This window comes from Amycolatopsis japonica, assembly GCF_000732925.1.
Classification (GTDB): domain Bacteria; phylum Actinomycetota; class Actinomycetes; order Mycobacteriales; family Pseudonocardiaceae; genus Amycolatopsis; species Amycolatopsis japonica.
Genome location: NZ_CP008953.1, coordinates 5894423 through 5908815, shown reverse-complemented (window position 1 = coordinate 5908815; position 14393 = coordinate 5894423). Strand labels below are relative to the sequence as shown.

14 protein-coding genes are annotated in these 14393 nt (G+C 69.0%); 6 read left to right on the top strand and 8 right to left on the bottom strand.

Annotated features, from left to right (window positions below; translation table 11 throughout):
• Nucleotides 1–132 precede the first annotated feature (132 nt).
• Nucleotides 133–1692, top strand: a complete 1560-nt coding sequence (locus AJAP_RS27275) for a VWA domain-containing protein (RefSeq protein WP_038516539.1) — start codon at nt 133–135, stop codon at nt 1690–1692.
• Here AJAP_RS27275 and AJAP_RS27270 read toward each other — a convergent pair.
• Nucleotides 1622–3031, bottom strand: coding sequence for an amino acid permease (locus AJAP_RS27270; protein WP_038516536.1), 1410 nt, complete (start codon nt 3029–3031; stop codon nt 1622–1624). The two genes, AJAP_RS27275 and AJAP_RS27270, sit on opposite strands and share 71 nt — an antisense overlap.
• Before the next feature lie 152 nt (nt 3032–3183).
• On the opposite strand from AJAP_RS27270, the gene AJAP_RS27265 reads away from it, so the two are divergent.
• Nucleotides 3184–3774: a DUF305 domain-containing protein gene (locus AJAP_RS27265; RefSeq protein WP_038516533.1), complete on the top strand. Its 591-nt coding sequence runs from the start codon at nt 3184–3186 to the stop codon at nt 3772–3774.
• Here the strand turns inward: AJAP_RS27265 and AJAP_RS27260 are convergent.
• The 6 genes from AJAP_RS27260 to AJAP_RS27235 all read right to left on the bottom strand — a co-directional run bounded on the left by AJAP_RS27260 (nt 3751) and on the right by AJAP_RS27235 (nt 8788).
• Entirely contained in the window at nt 3751–4722 is a 972-nt protein-coding gene (locus tag AJAP_RS27260; protein ID WP_038523919.1) for an EamA family transporter, read from the bottom strand. The two genes, AJAP_RS27265 and AJAP_RS27260, sit on opposite strands and share 24 nt — an antisense overlap.
• 77 nt (nt 4723–4799) lie before the next feature.
• A complete protein-coding gene (locus AJAP_RS27255) occupies nt 4800–5348 on the bottom strand; it encodes a hypothetical protein (RefSeq protein WP_038516530.1) in 549 nt (182 codons plus the stop codon).
• A gap of 71 nt (nt 5349–5419) precedes the next feature.
• The gene (locus AJAP_RS27250) at nt 5420–6955 is read right to left on the bottom strand and encodes an alpha/beta hydrolase (RefSeq protein ID WP_038516527.1); all 1536 of its coding nucleotides are present in this window, start codon (nt 6953–6955) and stop codon (nt 5420–5422) included.
• Complete coding sequence (locus tag AJAP_RS27245; RefSeq protein WP_038516524.1) at nt 6955–7245, bottom strand: hypothetical protein; 291 nt, start codon at nt 7243–7245, stop codon at nt 6955–6957. The genes AJAP_RS27250 and AJAP_RS27245 overlap by 1 nt, the downstream gene beginning before the upstream one ends.
• 70 nt (nt 7246–7315) lie before the next feature.
• Entirely contained in the window at nt 7316–7930 is a 615-nt protein-coding gene (wrbA, locus tag AJAP_RS27240) for an NAD(P)H:quinone oxidoreductase (RefSeq protein ID WP_038516521.1), read from the bottom strand.
• Between the two features lie 48 nt (nt 7931–7978).
• Nucleotides 7979–8788, bottom strand: a complete 810-nt coding sequence (locus AJAP_RS27235) for a lysophospholipid acyltransferase family protein (protein ID WP_038516517.1) — start codon at nt 8786–8788, stop codon at nt 7979–7981.
• A 297-nt stretch (nt 8789–9085) separates the two neighbouring features.
• Here AJAP_RS27235 and AJAP_RS27230 point away from each other — a divergent pair, with 297 nt between their 5' ends.
• The 4 genes from AJAP_RS27230 (at nt 9086) to AJAP_RS27215 (ending at nt 13751) form a co-directional block, all read left to right on the top strand.
• Nucleotides 9086–11413 (top strand): DNA translocase FtsK, encoded by a 2328-nt coding sequence (locus AJAP_RS27230; RefSeq protein WP_038516516.1) that lies wholly within the window; start codon nt 9086–9088, stop codon nt 11411–11413.
• Between the two features lie 85 nt (nt 11414–11498).
• Nucleotides 11499–12677 (top strand): AAA family ATPase, encoded by a 1179-nt coding sequence (locus AJAP_RS27225; RefSeq protein ID WP_038516513.1) that lies wholly within the window; start codon nt 11499–11501, stop codon nt 12675–12677.
• Entirely contained in the window at nt 12674–13249 is a 576-nt protein-coding gene (locus tag AJAP_RS27220; protein WP_037343132.1) for an RloB family protein, read from the top strand. The genes AJAP_RS27225 and AJAP_RS27220 overlap by 4 nt, the downstream gene beginning before the upstream one ends.
• 43 nt (nt 13250–13292) lie before the next feature.
• A complete protein-coding gene (locus tag AJAP_RS27215; RefSeq protein WP_038516510.1) occupies nt 13293–13751 on the top strand; it encodes a hypothetical protein in 459 nt (152 codons plus the stop codon).
• Here the strand turns inward: AJAP_RS27215 and AJAP_RS27210 are convergent.
• Complete coding sequence (locus AJAP_RS27210) at nt 13748–14389, bottom strand: nitroreductase family protein (protein WP_038516508.1); 642 nt, start codon at nt 14387–14389, stop codon at nt 13748–13750. The genes AJAP_RS27215 and AJAP_RS27210 overlap by 4 nt on opposite strands.
• Between the last annotated feature and the right edge of the window lie 4 nt (nt 14390–14393).

Genomic DNA, 14393 nt, shown 5'->3' with positions numbered 1-14393 from the left:
AGTGTTTCGCGAGCCGCGTCGGGGCACCTCCCGCCTCGGTAGGGTTTCTCTACGCCGAAAGTCGTAGCCTTCCCCTAGGGGTGCGCTCGGCGTACCCTCGGACGCTCCTCGAGCCCCATGCCGGGAGAGCCGATGGGACGCCACGCCACCAGCAGGACCCGAAGACGGATACTGCTCCCGCTGCTGGCGCTCGCGCTGGTGGCCGTGCTCGGCGCGGCCACCTGGGTCGCCGTGGCCATGGCGCGGTCCGAACCCGACTGCGAGACCACGCGGGTGGTCGTCGCCGCGTCACCCGACATCGCCCCCGCCGTCGCGGAGGCGGCGGACGCCCTCGATCTCGCGTGTGTCGCGTTCGACATCCAGCCCCGGGAATCCCTTCAGATGGCGAAGGAACTCTCCGGAACCGCGCCCAAGCCTCAGGCCTGGATCCCGTCGTCGACGCTGTTCCTGAGGCGGGCCACCGGTGTTCCGCCGTCGGGGCCGTCGATCGCCAGTTCCCCGGTGGTGCTCGCGGTCGCGGAACCGGTCGCGCGGGCGCTCGGCTGGCCCCGCGAGCCGCTGACGTGGCCGGAAGTGCTGGGCCACGCCGGGATCGTCGCCGGAATGCCGGATCCGGCACGCGATCCCGTCGGAGTCTCGGCGCTGCTGGCACTCCGCGAGGTCACGGAGGATGACTCGGACCCGGCCGCCGCGTACGTCGCCTTGCTCCGGAAGTTCTCCGCCACCACTTCGGGTGCGACGGTGTTCCCCGCGGCGGAGAACGCGGTGCTGCGGCACAATTCCGGGCTCTCCGAAGGCGAGACCGCGCTGGTGGCCGTGTACTCGCCCGCGGCCATGGCGCTCGACTATCCGTTCGTCGAGATCGCGGGGGCGACCCCGCGGCAGGCCGAGGCCGTCGCGGAGCTCAAACGCGCCCTGCTCTACGGCGCCGCGACCGGCACGCGGTCCGAACTGCGTGCCCCGGGCGGGCAAGCGTTGCGGCTGACCGAAACCGATCGACGCGTCGAGGCACATGGACAGCGAAGTAGCGAGATCCCGGCCGCCGCCGAGGTCGACAAGGCGCTCAGCCACTGGGCCGGGGTGAACGCGAGCGCCCGGGTCCAGGTGCTGATCGACGTCTCCGGCTCGATGAGCGCGCCGGTCCCGGGAACCGGGAAATCCCGCCTGGCGATCACGCTGGAGGCGGCGGAGAACGCCCTGCACTTGTTCAAATCCACGTCACAGGTCCGTTTTCTGGCCTTCGCGACCAAAGTGGACGGTGAGCGGGACTACCGGGAGATCCTGCCGATGGCCCCGGTCGGGCAGCAGCTGGCGGCGGTCGATCGGTTGCGTGCCGTCCGCGCCGTACCGGACGGGCAGACCGGGCTCTACGACAGCGTCCTCGACGTCTACCGGCTGGCGCACAAGGAATTCGAGCGGGGAAAGCTGAACCTCGTCATCGTGATGACCGACGGCCGCAACACCGATCCCGGCGGCATCAGCCGCGAGAACCTGGTGGCCGAGCTGGGAAAGCTGCGCGACCGGGAGCCTCCGGTGCCGGTGATCGCCATCGGGATCGGCCCGGACGCCGACGAGACCGAACTCGGGCAGCTCGTCGCGCCCGCCGGTGGACAGGCCTTCCTCAGCCGTGATCCCGCGAAGATCGAAGAGGTGTTCTACGGGGCTCTCGGCCGGATCGCCGGCGCTGGATGAAGTACACGCCGAGGATCACCGCCAGGCTGATCAGGCTCAGGTAGAGCTGGGCCCGCGTGTCGTCGTCCACGAACAACATCGACGCGACCACGGCCAGCGTCCCGGCGAGGGTGAGCCAGCTCAGCCATGGGTAACCCCACATGCGCAGTTTCAGCCGTTCCGGCGCCTCGGCCTCCAGACGTCGCCGCATCCGCAGCTGCGAACCCGCGATGATCGCGTAGACGAACAACGCGACCGCGCCGGCGGAGTTGATGATGAAGTAGAAGATCTTGTCCGGGGACACGAAGTTCATCACCACGGCCACGTAACCGACCGAAGTGGACACCAGGATCGCCTTCCACGGGACGCCGCGCCGGTTCGTGTCCGCGATCCATTTCGGCGCCCAGCCGTTGCCGCGCAACGCGAACAACATGCGGGAAGCGGTGTACAGCCCCGAATTCAGCACCGACAGCACGGCCGTCAGCACCACCGCGCTGACCACGGTCTCGGCGGCCGGGATGCCGAACCGGCCGAACGCGGCGGCGAACGGGCTGGTCGTGGTCGGGATGTCACGCCAGCCGGTGATCATCACCAGCAGGGTCACGGAGCCGACGTAGAACACGATGACGCGCCACACGATCGACGAGGTCGCCTTGCGCACGGCGGTCTCGGGTTCCCGTGATTCGGCGGCGGCGATGGTGACGATCTCCGCGCCGAAGTAGGAGAAGATCACGATCACCACCCCGTGCACCACCGAGAACGGGCCGTTGGCGAGGAAACCGTCCTGCGCGATGTTGCCGACCGAGAACGAACCGCCGGGCCAGGCGCCGAGCACGAACAGGATGCCCACCACGAGGAACACCACGATCGTGGCGATCTTGACCGACGCGAGCCAGAACTCCGTCTCGCCGAACGAACGGGCGGAGGCGAGGTTCGTCGCGGTCAGCAGCAGCATCAGCACCAGCGAGAAGATCCATTGCGGCACAACGGGAATCCAGGTCTGGAGGATTTTCGCCCCGGCGACGGCCTCGAACGCGACCACGCCGACCCAGAAGTACCAGTACAGCCAGCCGACGGTGAAGCCCGCCCAGCCGCCGAGCGACGTCCGCGCGTACTCCATGAAGGACCCTTGAGACGGCGAGGCGGTCGCCATCTCGCCGAGCATCCGCATCACCAGCACGACGATCAGGCCGCCGATGGCGTAGGAGAGGACGGCCGCCGGGCCGACGGTGTGGATGACCGCGCCGCTGCCGATGAACAGGCTCGCGCCGATGATGCCGCCGAGGGCGATCATCCGCACGTGCCGTTGCCGCAGGTCCGGGCGCAGTCCCGGCCGTTCGCGCGTGGTTCCGGAGTCCATGTCGCGGTTACCTCCTGTCGGAGCGGCGGCGGATCGCGGGATTGTCGCACCGCGAGGCCGGGAGGAAAAGTGTTTGCGCAACCCCAGGTGAACAGGCCGATGTGGACTCTGCCAACCTAGGCACTCCACCGCGCGTTCCGAGGAGCTCTTCGATGCCGCACGCCGTCCTCCGGTTCCTGCCCGCCGTCGCCCTGGCCGCCGTCGCGCTCGCGGGCTGCTCGGACGAGGCGCCCCAGTCGCAGACGGCGCCGCCCGGGTCGTCGCCGGTGGCGCAGCAGGCCGCCGTCCCGTTCAACGACGCCGATGTCGCCTTCGCGCGGCAGGCCCTCGCACACCACCAGCAGGGCATGGATCTGGCTTCCCTGGCGGAAACCCGCGCGGCGAACGATCAGCTGAAGGTGCTCGCGAAGCGGATCATCGACACGCACGAACCGGAGATCGCGCGGCTCTCCGGGCTCATCGAGGCGTGGGGGCAGCCCGCGCCCGACGACCCGAACCTCGAACACGTCCAGCGCGACGGGTACGTCAGTCCCGGCGACATGGCGGAACTGGCCGGACTGTCCGGAAAGGACTTCGACCGCCAGTTCGTCACGCGGTTGCTGCGTCAGCGCGAGGCCGGCGTCCGCATCGCCGACGCCGAGACCCAGCACGGCCGCAACCCCGACGCCCGAGACCTCGCCGCGACGACTTCGCGTTCGCAGCAGCAGGAGATCGGCGACCTACGGGGCTTCCAGCAGGGTTGAGTCCGTCTGGACCACGTTCGAATTCAACTGGACGATGTAGGCGCCGGTCAGCAGCACCACCGCGCCGGCGGCCTGGATCCAGCTGAGCGCCTCGCCCAGCAGCAGCCAGGCCGCGGCGGCGGCGATCAGCGGCTCGACCAGCCCGACGACGCTCGCCACCGACGCCGGGAGATGACGGAGCGCCGCCATACCCGTCGCGTAGGCGAGAACGGTCGCGATCAGCACCAGCGCGATCAGTAGCGACCACACCGGCGGCTCCCACGGCCCGAACGTCGTCGGCGCGTCGAGGACACCCCACGGGATCGTCCACGGCGGGGCGACCGCGCACACCAGCACCGCGCCGATCGTCATCCCCCAGGTGACCATGCCGAGCGGATCCCGGTCCGCGACGCCCCGCTCGCCGAGGAGGAAGTAGCCCGCCGAACAGACGGCGGCGCCGAGCCCGGCGAGCAACCCGAGGACGTCCAGGCTGAGCCCCTCCCAGACCTGCGCGACCAGCACGAGCCCCGTCATCGCCAGCGCTATCCCCGCCCACATCGCCCGCGGCAGCCGCACGCGGCGCACGAACCGCACCCACAGCGCGATCAGCACCGGCGAGGTGAACTCGAGCAGGATCGCGATCCCGACCGGGATCCGGCCCGCCGAGAGGAAGTACATGAGCTGGACGCCCGCGACACCGAGCGAGCCGTACGCGAGCAGCAGCGGCCACTCGTTCTTCGTGACTTTGAGGAGTTTCGGCCGGAAGACTGCGACCAGCGCGAGCAACACGATCGCCGACAGCCCGATGCGGATCGCCGCGACCTGCTCCGGCGACAACCCGGCCTGCATCGCCGGTTTGCCCAGCACACCCGACGTGCCGAAGAAGAGCGCGGCGAGCAGGATCAGCGTGATGCCCCGGCCGCGATGCGCGACGTGCTGGCTGGGGGCGGCGGCGAGTTCGGCGGTCACGGCCGGAGGGTAGAGGCCGGGTGACTGTGGGGCGACCCGTTTTCCCACCGGCTGGTCTTCGGACTTACGGCGAGCGGTCAGAAGGAGGCGCCGCCGTCGGTCCAGTTCGTCTGGGCGAAGTCCTCGTCGTCGACGGGGGCGCGACGCGGTTTGCGCGACGGCTCCGGCTCCGGGGGAGCGGCGACCGGCTGCTCGGGCTCGGTGGCTTCGAGGGCCTGGGGTTCGGGGGTGCCGTTCGGCCAGACGCAGGGGGAGGTGGCGCCGACGTAGAACTTGCCGAGGTCGTTCGCCTTGATCGACATGTCGAAGGCATCGCCGGTGTTGCGGGCGAAGACGTACTGATCCGTCGGCCGGGAGTCGGTCAGGATCTTGAATGCGTGCGACTCCCACCACTGGGTGATCGCCGTGAAATGCTCGGCGAACCGCGCGGAGTCCAGTCCGATGATCTCGTAGGTCGCGGAGATCTCGAAGCGGCCCAGCGGGCCTTTGTCGGTCGGGTCCGTGCATTCGGAGCGGTTCCGCGTGAACGGCTTCAACTCGGCACCGGCGGGCAACGCCGACAGCGCGCCTTGGATGTACTGCTCGACCTTGTCGCGAGCCTGCTGTTCGGTGATCGTCGATTCCATGTCGTCCCCACCTCCAGGGGAACAGGCCGCCGAGAACATCAGCGAGGCGAGGATGAATGTGAGGGCCCGGTTCACGTCGTCGGTTTCCCGGCGATGATCTGGCCGAGATTGTTCAACGACGGGTTGTTGTCTTCCCAGTATTCGCTGTGCGCTTCCTTGCTGTACCCGCCCCATCCGTCCGTCCCCGGCGCCGACGTGAAGACCTGCCCGCCGAAGTCCGCGTCGGCCGGGTCCTGGCCGAGGATCGGGTCGTACCCGGCGATCTCGAGGTTCGCCAGGTTGATCATGTCGTGCTCGGCCACGGTCGCGTGCACATGCTTGCCGATCTCGTCCTGATTCACCCCGTCGAGATGCAGTTCGCTCACGTCGTGCGCGCCGACGCCGGGGCTCGCCACGAAGACGAGTTCATCCGCGGCGAGGCCGCCGTCGACGGCCGCGTGCCCGACGACGGTGGTGCCGTAGCTGTGCCCCATCACCGTGTTGTGCGAGGGTGCGCCTTGATGCGTTTCCCTTAGCCCGTCTTGGAATTGCGCGAGCGCCGCCTTGCCGCCATCGGCGTACTCGGCGCTCGCGGCGTCGGTGATCTCGTTCGGCGCGTCGTAGCCGAGCCAGGTGACCACGGCGGTCGACGGGGAGCCCGACGTGGTCGCCGCGGCCCACATCTTGTCGGACCGGTTGAGGTCGCCGCCGATCTTCGACAGCTCCGAGCCGGTCCCCGGCACGTACGTCGCCACGTTCACCGCGGTGTCGGGATTCCCCGCGGAAACGATCGCCTTCCCGTCGCCGCCGGTGTCCAGCCCCAGCAGGAACGCCTGCGGGTCCGACCGGTCCAGCCGCTGTTGGATGGCTTCGAGGCCTCTGAGTTTGGGATCGCCTTGGAGCCGCGCGATCTCGCGGGCGAGGACGGCGCGGTTGGCGGCGTCGCGGTCGGTCGCCGGGATGCCGTCGAGATTCCCGACGAGTCCCGGATTTCCTTGCAGCAGGGCGACTTTCGCCGTGTCCGACAGACTCGCCCACCACGCCTTGTTGTCACCGGGCGTGCCGTTCTCCGGCGGGCCGATGATCGACAGGCCGCTTTGCGCGGCTCCGGCGTCGGCCGCTTGGGCGAGCGTGCCGCCACCCTGTTCGGTGATCTCGCCCCGCAGCGCGCGGCGCAGGATCTCGGCGAAATCGGCGTCGACGTCGGTCGCGCGGCGCAGGCCCTGTTCGACCCTGTCCGCCAGTTCCGCCATCACACGCGGCTGGTCGGGCGACGGAACACCCGCGGGCGTGATCTCGCCGCCGGGACCGATGGCCAGCCCGTTCCGTCGCGCCAGTTCGTCGGTCTCCCGTACGAACGCGACGATCCGGTCCAGCGCGATCTGCACCTCGTGCGCGCCCCGCCGCACCGCGGACGCCTGGGCGACGAGCCGCTCCAGGGTGGAGGTCAGCGATTCACCCCGCGTCGTCGCGGCGATGGCCGCGTCGCCGGTCCAGTTCGTGAAGCGCGCCATGGCTTCGACGTCGTCGTTGGCGGCGATGATCCGGGTGCAACCGCCGTTGAGCGCGTCGGCGACCTCGCCGATCGCGGCCGGATCCCACCGGCGTACGTCTCCCCAGGTGAGCATCAGACGGGGAGTTCCCGTGACGCCGCCAGCTCGTTGGCGCGGTAGCGGACGGCCGCCTCGTCGAGCCGTTCGGCGTAGTCGGCGGTGTTCTGCGCCCAGTCAGGCACCGCGCGGCTCCAGGCGTCCGCCAGCAGCCGGGCCGCTTCACCGGAAACGCCACCCGGCAAGCCGGTCGCGACGCCGGCGAGGGTGGCCGCGAGGTCCACCTTCCCGACGTCGGCCGAAGCCCGTTTCGCCGCGCCTGACGCCGCGCCGATCGACGCCAAGGCCACCTCGTACCCGCCGGTCATCCCGCTTCCTCCCCGTAGCGTGACGCTGTGTGACCACCCTACGACGCGGGAGACGGACGCGCGGTTCCCTTCACCCGTCCTTGAAAAGCCCGTCGGCGATGTAGCGCGAGACGGTGGCGAGCCGCCGCCCCTGCAGACGAAGGGCGTCGAGGGCGAGGTCGTCGGGTTCGGCGGACTTGCGCGAGACGAACGAGCCGCCGTACGGATTGCCCGATTCGAGCAGGTGGGGGTCGGTGTAGCCGAGCGGCAGGACGATGGCGCCCCAGTGGTAGAAGATGTTGTTCGTCGCCAGCACGGTCGATTCGAGCCCGCCGTGCGCGGTGGACGCGGTGGTGAACGAGGTCGCGACCTTGTTCACGAGCTTTCCCTTGGCCCACAGGCCACCCGTACTGTCCAAAAAGGACTTCAGTTGCGCGGCGGGGCCGCCGAACCGGGTCGGGCTGCCCGCCGCGAAACCGTCGGCCCATTCCAGGTCTTCCAGCGTCGCCGTCTCGTGGTGCGGCCCCGCGTCCACCCACGCCTGCCAGCGCGGATTGCTCGCCACCGCGCCGGGTGGGGCGGTCTCGGGAACCGTGCGGACGCGGACGTCGGCTTCGGCCTCGCGGGCGCCGTCGGCCAGTGCCGACGCCAGTTTCGCGGTGTTGCCGGTCGCGCTGTAGTAGACGATGAGGATGCGGGTGCTCACGTCCGCCGACCCTAGGCGAGCGTGAGCCCCCGTCTCAGAATCCGGAACTCAGTGCTTCTTCCAGGGGCTGACGGTGTCCGTCGGCCGCGTCGGGTCGTGGAACCGGGGCTTGTCCAGTTCGTCGCGGCGCAGCGGGACCAGGCCGTCGGTGATCGCCTGCATGATCTTGGCGTGCGCGCGGACCCCGGCGCCCGGGCGCTCCGGCTCGACCTCCGACAGGTCCACCGGCTCGCCGAAGTGCACCTTGAACCGCGGCCGCCGCATGGGCGCGCTCAGCCCGGACTTGGCGAGCGGCACCAGGTCGGCGGGGCCGTTGACGGTCTCCGTCCCCCAATAGACGGCTTCGTGCGCGCCCCATTGGCTGATCGGGATCACCGGCACCCCGGCGGCCAGCGCGAGCCGCGCCGCGCCGGTCTTGCCGCGCTCCGGCCACAGGCCCGGATCGTGGCTGATCCGGCCCTCCGGATAGACGATCAGCGGGTCGCGAGTGGTCCGCAGCGCCTCGGCGGCCTCGGCGAACTGGCCGATGGCCGTCGACGCCTCTTTGCGGTCGACCCGCAGGTGGCCGCTGACCCGCAGCGCCGGGCCGATGACCGGCGCGTCGAGGATGCCGCCCGCCAGCATGAACCGCGGGTTGATGCCGATCCGTTTGCAGGCCGCCATCAGCACGAACGCGTCGAACACGCCGATGTGGTTGGCCGTCATGAGCAGGGGCCGCCGACGCAGTTCCGCCGAAACACCGCCGGTCACGGTGAGTTTGCCGACGAAGTTGACCAGCCCCCGGTCGATGTTCAGCATCGTGCGCCAAATGGCCGGGGCGCGGCGAGCCGAATTCTCATCCTGATGCAGCGCGAACATGCGCAGAGCATTTCATGAACGGCTTTTCACCCGGATGGCCGCTCAAGCTGTGACCTGAGACGAATGTTCCGGATGTGCTCCGAGTGGCGGCCGGGGCTGGAGGGTCGAGGCGGTTACCGTGGAGACATGGCTAGCGGGTCGACGACCAGGAAGCGGAGTACGGCGCGAAGCGGCGGCAGCAAGGGGCCGGCGCGAAAGCCGCGTACCCCGGCGAAGCCCAGGTCAACGGCTGCGAGGAAGCCCGCACCACGGCGTCCGGCGCCGCGGAAACGCTCGTCCGGCACGTTCGCCAAAGGCGTGCGCGGCACCTGGAATCTGCTCGCGAAGGGCCTCGGCACCCTCGCACGAACGGTCGGCCGCGGCCGCGAACTGGAACCCGAGCACCGACGCGACGGTCTCGCCCTCGGTCTCATCGCGCTGGCGCTGGTGATCGCGTTCGGCGTCTGGTGGCGGGCCGCCGGCCCGATCGGCGGCTGGGTGGAGGTCGGCGCCCGTTCGCTGCTCGGCGCCGGAGCGGTGACGCTCCCGCTGGTGCTCACCGTGGTGGCCGTCGCGCTGATGCGGTCGGAACCGGTGCCCGAAGCCCGGCCGCGGATGGTCATCGGCACCCTGCTGGTGGTCCTGGCGGTACTCGGCCTGCTGCACATCTTCACCGCGCTGCCCGAGACCAACGACGGCCGGATGTACGCCGGTGGCGTGATCGGCGCGTTCTCCGGCGGCCTGCTGACCATGGGGGTCACCACCTGGGTCGCCGTGCCGCTGCTGGTGCTGGCGCTGCTGTTCGGCACGCTCGTGTTCACCGGGACCCCGGTGAGGGAGATCCCGCACCGCCTGCGCAACTGGGGCCTCGACCCCGAGGAGATCGAGGAAGCCGAAGCCGAGCGCAAGGCCATCCACGAGGAACGCGACGCCGTCACCGAAGCCGACCCGAAATCGGTCCGCCTGCGGAAGCCGTCGCGCCGCCGCCAGGCCACGGGTGACCAGGAGGGCGAGCAACTCGACATCGAAGCCGCGCTGGCCGAGGCGCCGACGCCGCTGCGCGCGCCGAAGCCCGCACCCAAGCCTGTCGAGGAGAAGAAGCCGAAGAAGGCCGAGGCTCCGCTGTCGGTCACCAGGACCGTCGAGGGCGACTACAAACTCCCGCCGCCGGACCTGCTGAAGCTCGGCGACGCGCCGAAGTCCCGCAGCAAGGCCAACGACGCCATGATCGAGGCGATCACCGGCGTGCTGGAGCAGTTCAACGTCGACGCGCAGGTCACCGGCTTCACGCGGGGACCGACGGTCACCCGGTACGAGGTCGAACTCGGCCCCGGCGTGAAGGTCGAGAAGATCACCGCGCTCACCAAGAACATCGCCTACGCGGTGGCGACCGACAACGTCCGGCTGCTGGCGCCGATCCCCGGCAAATCCGCGGTCGGCATCGAGGTGCCGAACTCCGACCGCGAGATGGTGCGCCTCGGCGACGTGCTGCGCGCGCCGTCGACGGTCAAGGACAACCACCCGATGGTCATCGGGCTCGGCAAGGACATCGAAGGCCATTTCGTCACCGCGAACCTGACGAAGATGCCGCACCTGCTGGTGGCGGGGTCCACCGGTTCCGGTAAGTCGAGCTTCGTCAACTCGATGCTGGTGTCGCTGCTCGCGCGGTCGACGCCGGACGAGTGCCGGATGATCCTGATCGACCCGAAGATGGTCGAGCTGACCCCGTACGAAGGCATCCCGCACCTGATCACGCCCATCATCACCCAGCCGAAGAAGGCCGCCGCCGCGCTGGCCTGGCTGGTGGAGGAGATGGAGCAGCGGTATCAGGACATGCAGGTCAACAAGGTCCGGCACATCGACGACTACAACAAGAAGGTGCGCTCGGGCGAGATCACCGCGCCGCCGGGCAGCGAGCGCGTGTACGCGCCGTACCCGTACATCATGGCGATCGTCGACGAGCTCGCCGACCTGATGATGACCGCCCCGCGCGACGTCGAGGACGCGATCGTCCGGATCACCCAGAAGGCGCGTGCCGCCGGTATCCACCTGGTGCTGGCGACCCAGCGCCCGTCGGTCGACGTCGTGACCGGCCTGATCAAGACCAACGTGCCGTCGCGGCTGGCGTTCGCGACGTCGTCGCTCACCGACTCGCGGGTCATCCTCGACCAGCCGGGCGCGGAGAAGCTCATCGGTATGGGTGACGCGCTGTACCTGCCGATGGGCGCCGGGAAACCGGTGCGCATCCAGGGCGCGTTCGTCGGCGACGAAGAGATCGCCGCGGTGGTGAACTTCGCCAAGGAGCAGGCGCAGCCGGACTACACCGACGGCGTCACCGCGGCGAAGGCGGGCGAGAAGAAGGAAATCGACTCCGACATCGGCGACGACCTCGACGTGCTGCTGCAGGCCGCCGAGCTGATCGTCACCTCGCAGTTCGGTTCGACGTCGATGCTGCAGCGGAAGCTGCGGGTCGGCTTCGCCAAGGCCGGGCGCCTGATGGACCTGCTGGAAAGCCGGGGGGTCGTCGGTCCTTCGGAGGGCTCGAAGGCGCGAGACGTGCTGATCAAGCCGGAGGAGCTGGAGTCGGTGCTGTTCATGATCCGCGGCGGCGGGGACGCGAACGGCGGCGACGTCTCCGACGACTGAACCAGACCCTGGATGATGCTTCAGGCCGTTCTGTGCGGTTTACTGTCACAGAACGGCCTGAAACTTTGCCAGGGAGGTGATCAGGGTGCTTCGAAGCTTCCGGTTGGGCAACCATCGCTCTTTTCGCGACGAGCAGGAGTTGCTCCTGATGCCCGCGATGCCGGGGGACGAGCGCGCGGCGGTTCCCGTGGCGGCCATCTACGGGGCGAACGCCTCCGGAAAGTCGAATCTGCTCGACGGTCTCTTCACCATGAGGTTCCTGGTGGAGGGTTACTGGAGCCTTCTCGATCAGAGTCACTTCCGGCTCGGCTCGGGGGACAGCAGGCGCCCGTCGACTTATGTCGTGGAACTGATGCTCGACGACGTCCGTTACACCTATGGGTTCCGGATCGACGGTGAGACCACGGCCGACCGGGTGGTGGAGGAATGGCTCTACACCTATCCGGAGAAGCGTCGGCGAGTCATCTTCGAACGGCAGGGTGGCAGCGTCCGATTCGGGAGCACGACCGCGGACCTCAAGAGCAAATTCGCCGTGCTGGAGGAGTTGATCCAGCCGAACGCGCTCTTGCTCAGTGTCTGTGACCGGCTGCAGCTGGGTCCCCTGGTCCCGGTCTATCGCTGGTTCAAACAAGAACTGCGGGTGTGGCTCAGGAATCAGCAGTGGGAGCCGCTCGAAGTGCAGCGAAGGGTCACCGATTTCATCGACGTGGACCCGGACAACCGGGCGCGATTGATCGCCTTGCTGCGAGCCGCCGACACCGGGATCACCGACATGGTCGTCTGGCAGGACAAGGGCAGCGACCATCGTTCGGTACGACTCCACCATGGTCAGGGGTCCGAGCCCTTCAGCCTGTTCGACGAATCGGCCGGGACGAACAATTGGCTCGGGCTCTTGCCGACCGTGCTGACCGTGCTGGACAACGGGTGGGCCTTCGTCGTGGACGAGATCGACACCAGCCTCCATCCCAAACTCGTGGCGGAGCTGATCGGTTTGTTCCGTGATCAGGACATCAATCGACGAGGTGCCCAACTCGTCTTCACCACCCATGACACGACTCTCCTGGGCACCATGCTCGGCGAGAGCGTGCTGGAACGAGACCAGATCTGGTTCGTCGACAAGAACGCTCAAGGAGTAAGCGAGCTTTACCCGCTCACGGACTTCAAGCCGCGCAAAGACCAGAACACCGAACGGCGCTATCTCGCCGGTAGCTATGGGGCCGTTCCGGTGCTGGGTGACTTCGCCGAGGCAGTGCTGGGCAGATGACTCGCCGGGAGAACAGTGGCCGGAGGCGGTCGGCGTTCAGGGAGGAGCGAACGTCGGTCCTCGTCGTCTGCGGTGCCGAGGCCACGGAGCCCGCGTATTTCGAGGGGCTCAAACGGGCACGGCGTAACCCGGCCGTCACCATCAAGATCAAGGCGAAGCGCGGCGACCCGGACACAGTGGTCAAGTACGCGGCGGGAATGCGCGATCGTGCGGAGGGAACGCACGACGAGGTGTGGTGCGTGGTCGACGTCGACGAGTTCGACCTCGACAAGGCCGCGGCGACGGCCGGCAGGCTCCGGATCAATCTGGCGATCTCGAATCCGTGCTTCGAGTTCTGGTTGCTGCTTCATTTCGAGGCTTGTTCGGCGCCGTTGACCTGCTACGGGGACGTGGCGAAACGCCTGGTCAAGCACGTGCCGGGCTTCAGCAAGTCGGCGTTGCGGTTCGCGGACTACGAGAGCGGGATCGAGGCTGCTGTCCAGCGCGCGAAGAAGCACAACGTCGAGTTGGGCTTCGAGCACGGTCGGAACCCGTCCACCGGCGTCTGGGCCTTGGTCGAAAAGATCAACTGAAGACCGGTGCAACGGACCGGAGCCTCCGCTACGTCCTTGACCCGTGGACCTCAAGAAGCTGCTCGTCGTCCTCTGCGCACTGGTCGGCCTCGCCTGCGGGGCCGGCAGCTCCGCCGCGCGCGAGCAACCGGCGCAGGCCCAGCCCGCGCCGGTCCAGCGGCCTCAGCCAGCCCGCGACGCCCAGAACAGCGTCGAGCTGGGGGAGACCGTCGTCCTCAAGACCGGTGACACGACCGAGGTCGCGTCGAAGGACGTCAGCATCCGCTTCGCTCGTCTGGTGTCCGATTCCCGCTGCGCCGCGGGAATGGTCTGCGTCTGGGAAGGGGAGGCCGTGGTCGAGCTGACCTTGGCCGAACCGGGACGCGGCGAGCGGACGACGGCGGCCCTCGCTTCCACCGGACGGGGTGGCAGGCAGGCCGTCGAGTTCGCCGCCTGCCGGGTGGACCTGGTCGCCGTGAGTTCGGGGGGCGACCAGGTCACCCTGCGGGTGTCCAAGGCCTAAAGGGGATTGCCCCAGCCGTCGAGATACGCGACTTCGGACAGCGGCACCCGCGCCGCGGGTTTGAAATCCGGCGTCGTCGTGTAGGCGACCGGCAGCAACCCGACCTGCGTGACGTCGGCGGGGATGCCGAGGATTCCGGCCGCCTCCGCCTCGTGGGTCAGGTGGTACGTCGTGAGCGTCGAGCCGAGGCCGCGTGACCGCAGCGCCAGCTGGAAGTTCCATACCGCGGGGAAGATCCCGCCGTAGAACGCGGCGTCGGTCGCGTTGTCGCCGCTCGGCCTGCCGGTCAGGCACGGGATGACGAATACGGGCACCCGGTCGATCACGTCGATCAGGTGCTGTCCCGACGCGAACGCCCGCGCCACGGAAGGCTCGGTGATCGCCTCGCCCAGTGCCGCCGCGTTCGTCTCCAGGTACGCCTTCCCGACCCGCCGGAACAGCTCGGACAGCCGGTCCTTCACGCTCTGCTCCCGCACGACGAGCCACCGCCACGCCTGCTGGTTGCCCGGTGTGGGTGCCTGCAGCGCGAGCCGCAGGCACTCGTCGAGCACCTCGGGTTCCACCGGCCGGTCCAGGTCGAGCTTGCGGCGGACCGCCCGCGTCGTGCTCAGCAGGTGGTCGGTGACCGAGGTGTCCATGTGC

What these genes read in the sequence shown, in the direction of transcription:
- AJAP_RS27245 (WP_038516524.1), bottom strand. Translation starts at nt 7,245, where the DNA reads ATGACCGGCGGGTACGAGGTGGCCTTGGCGTCGATCGGCGCGGCGTCA.
- AJAP_RS27250 (WP_038516527.1), bottom strand. Translation starts at nt 6,955, where the DNA reads ATGCTCACCTGGGGAGACGTACGCCGGTGGGATCCGGCCGCGATCGGC.
- AJAP_RS27270 (WP_038516536.1), bottom strand. Translation starts at nt 3,031, where the DNA reads ATGGACTCCGGAACCACGCGCGAACGGCCGGGACTGCGCCCGGACCTG.
- AJAP_RS27255 (WP_038516530.1), bottom strand. Translation starts at nt 5,348, where the DNA reads ATGGAATCGACGATCACCGAACAGCAGGCTCGCGACAAGGTCGAGCAG.
- AJAP_RS27265 (WP_038516533.1), top strand. Translation starts at nt 3,184, where the DNA reads ATGCCGCACGCCGTCCTCCGGTTCCTGCCCGCCGTCGCCCTGGCCGCC.
- AJAP_RS27235 (WP_038516517.1), bottom strand. Translation starts at nt 8,788, where the DNA reads ATGTTCGCGCTGCATCAGGATGAGAATTCGGCTCGCCGCGCCCCGGCC.
- AJAP_RS27275 (WP_038516539.1), top strand. Translation starts at nt 133, where the DNA reads ATGGGACGCCACGCCACCAGCAGGACCCGAAGACGGATACTGCTCCCG.
- AJAP_RS27220 (WP_037343132.1), top strand. Translation starts at nt 12,674, where the DNA reads ATGACTCGCCGGGAGAACAGTGGCCGGAGGCGGTCGGCGTTCAGGGAG.
- AJAP_RS27210 (WP_038516508.1), bottom strand. Translation starts at nt 14,389, where the DNA reads ATGGACACCTCGGTCACCGACCACCTGCTGAGCACGACGCGGGCGGTC.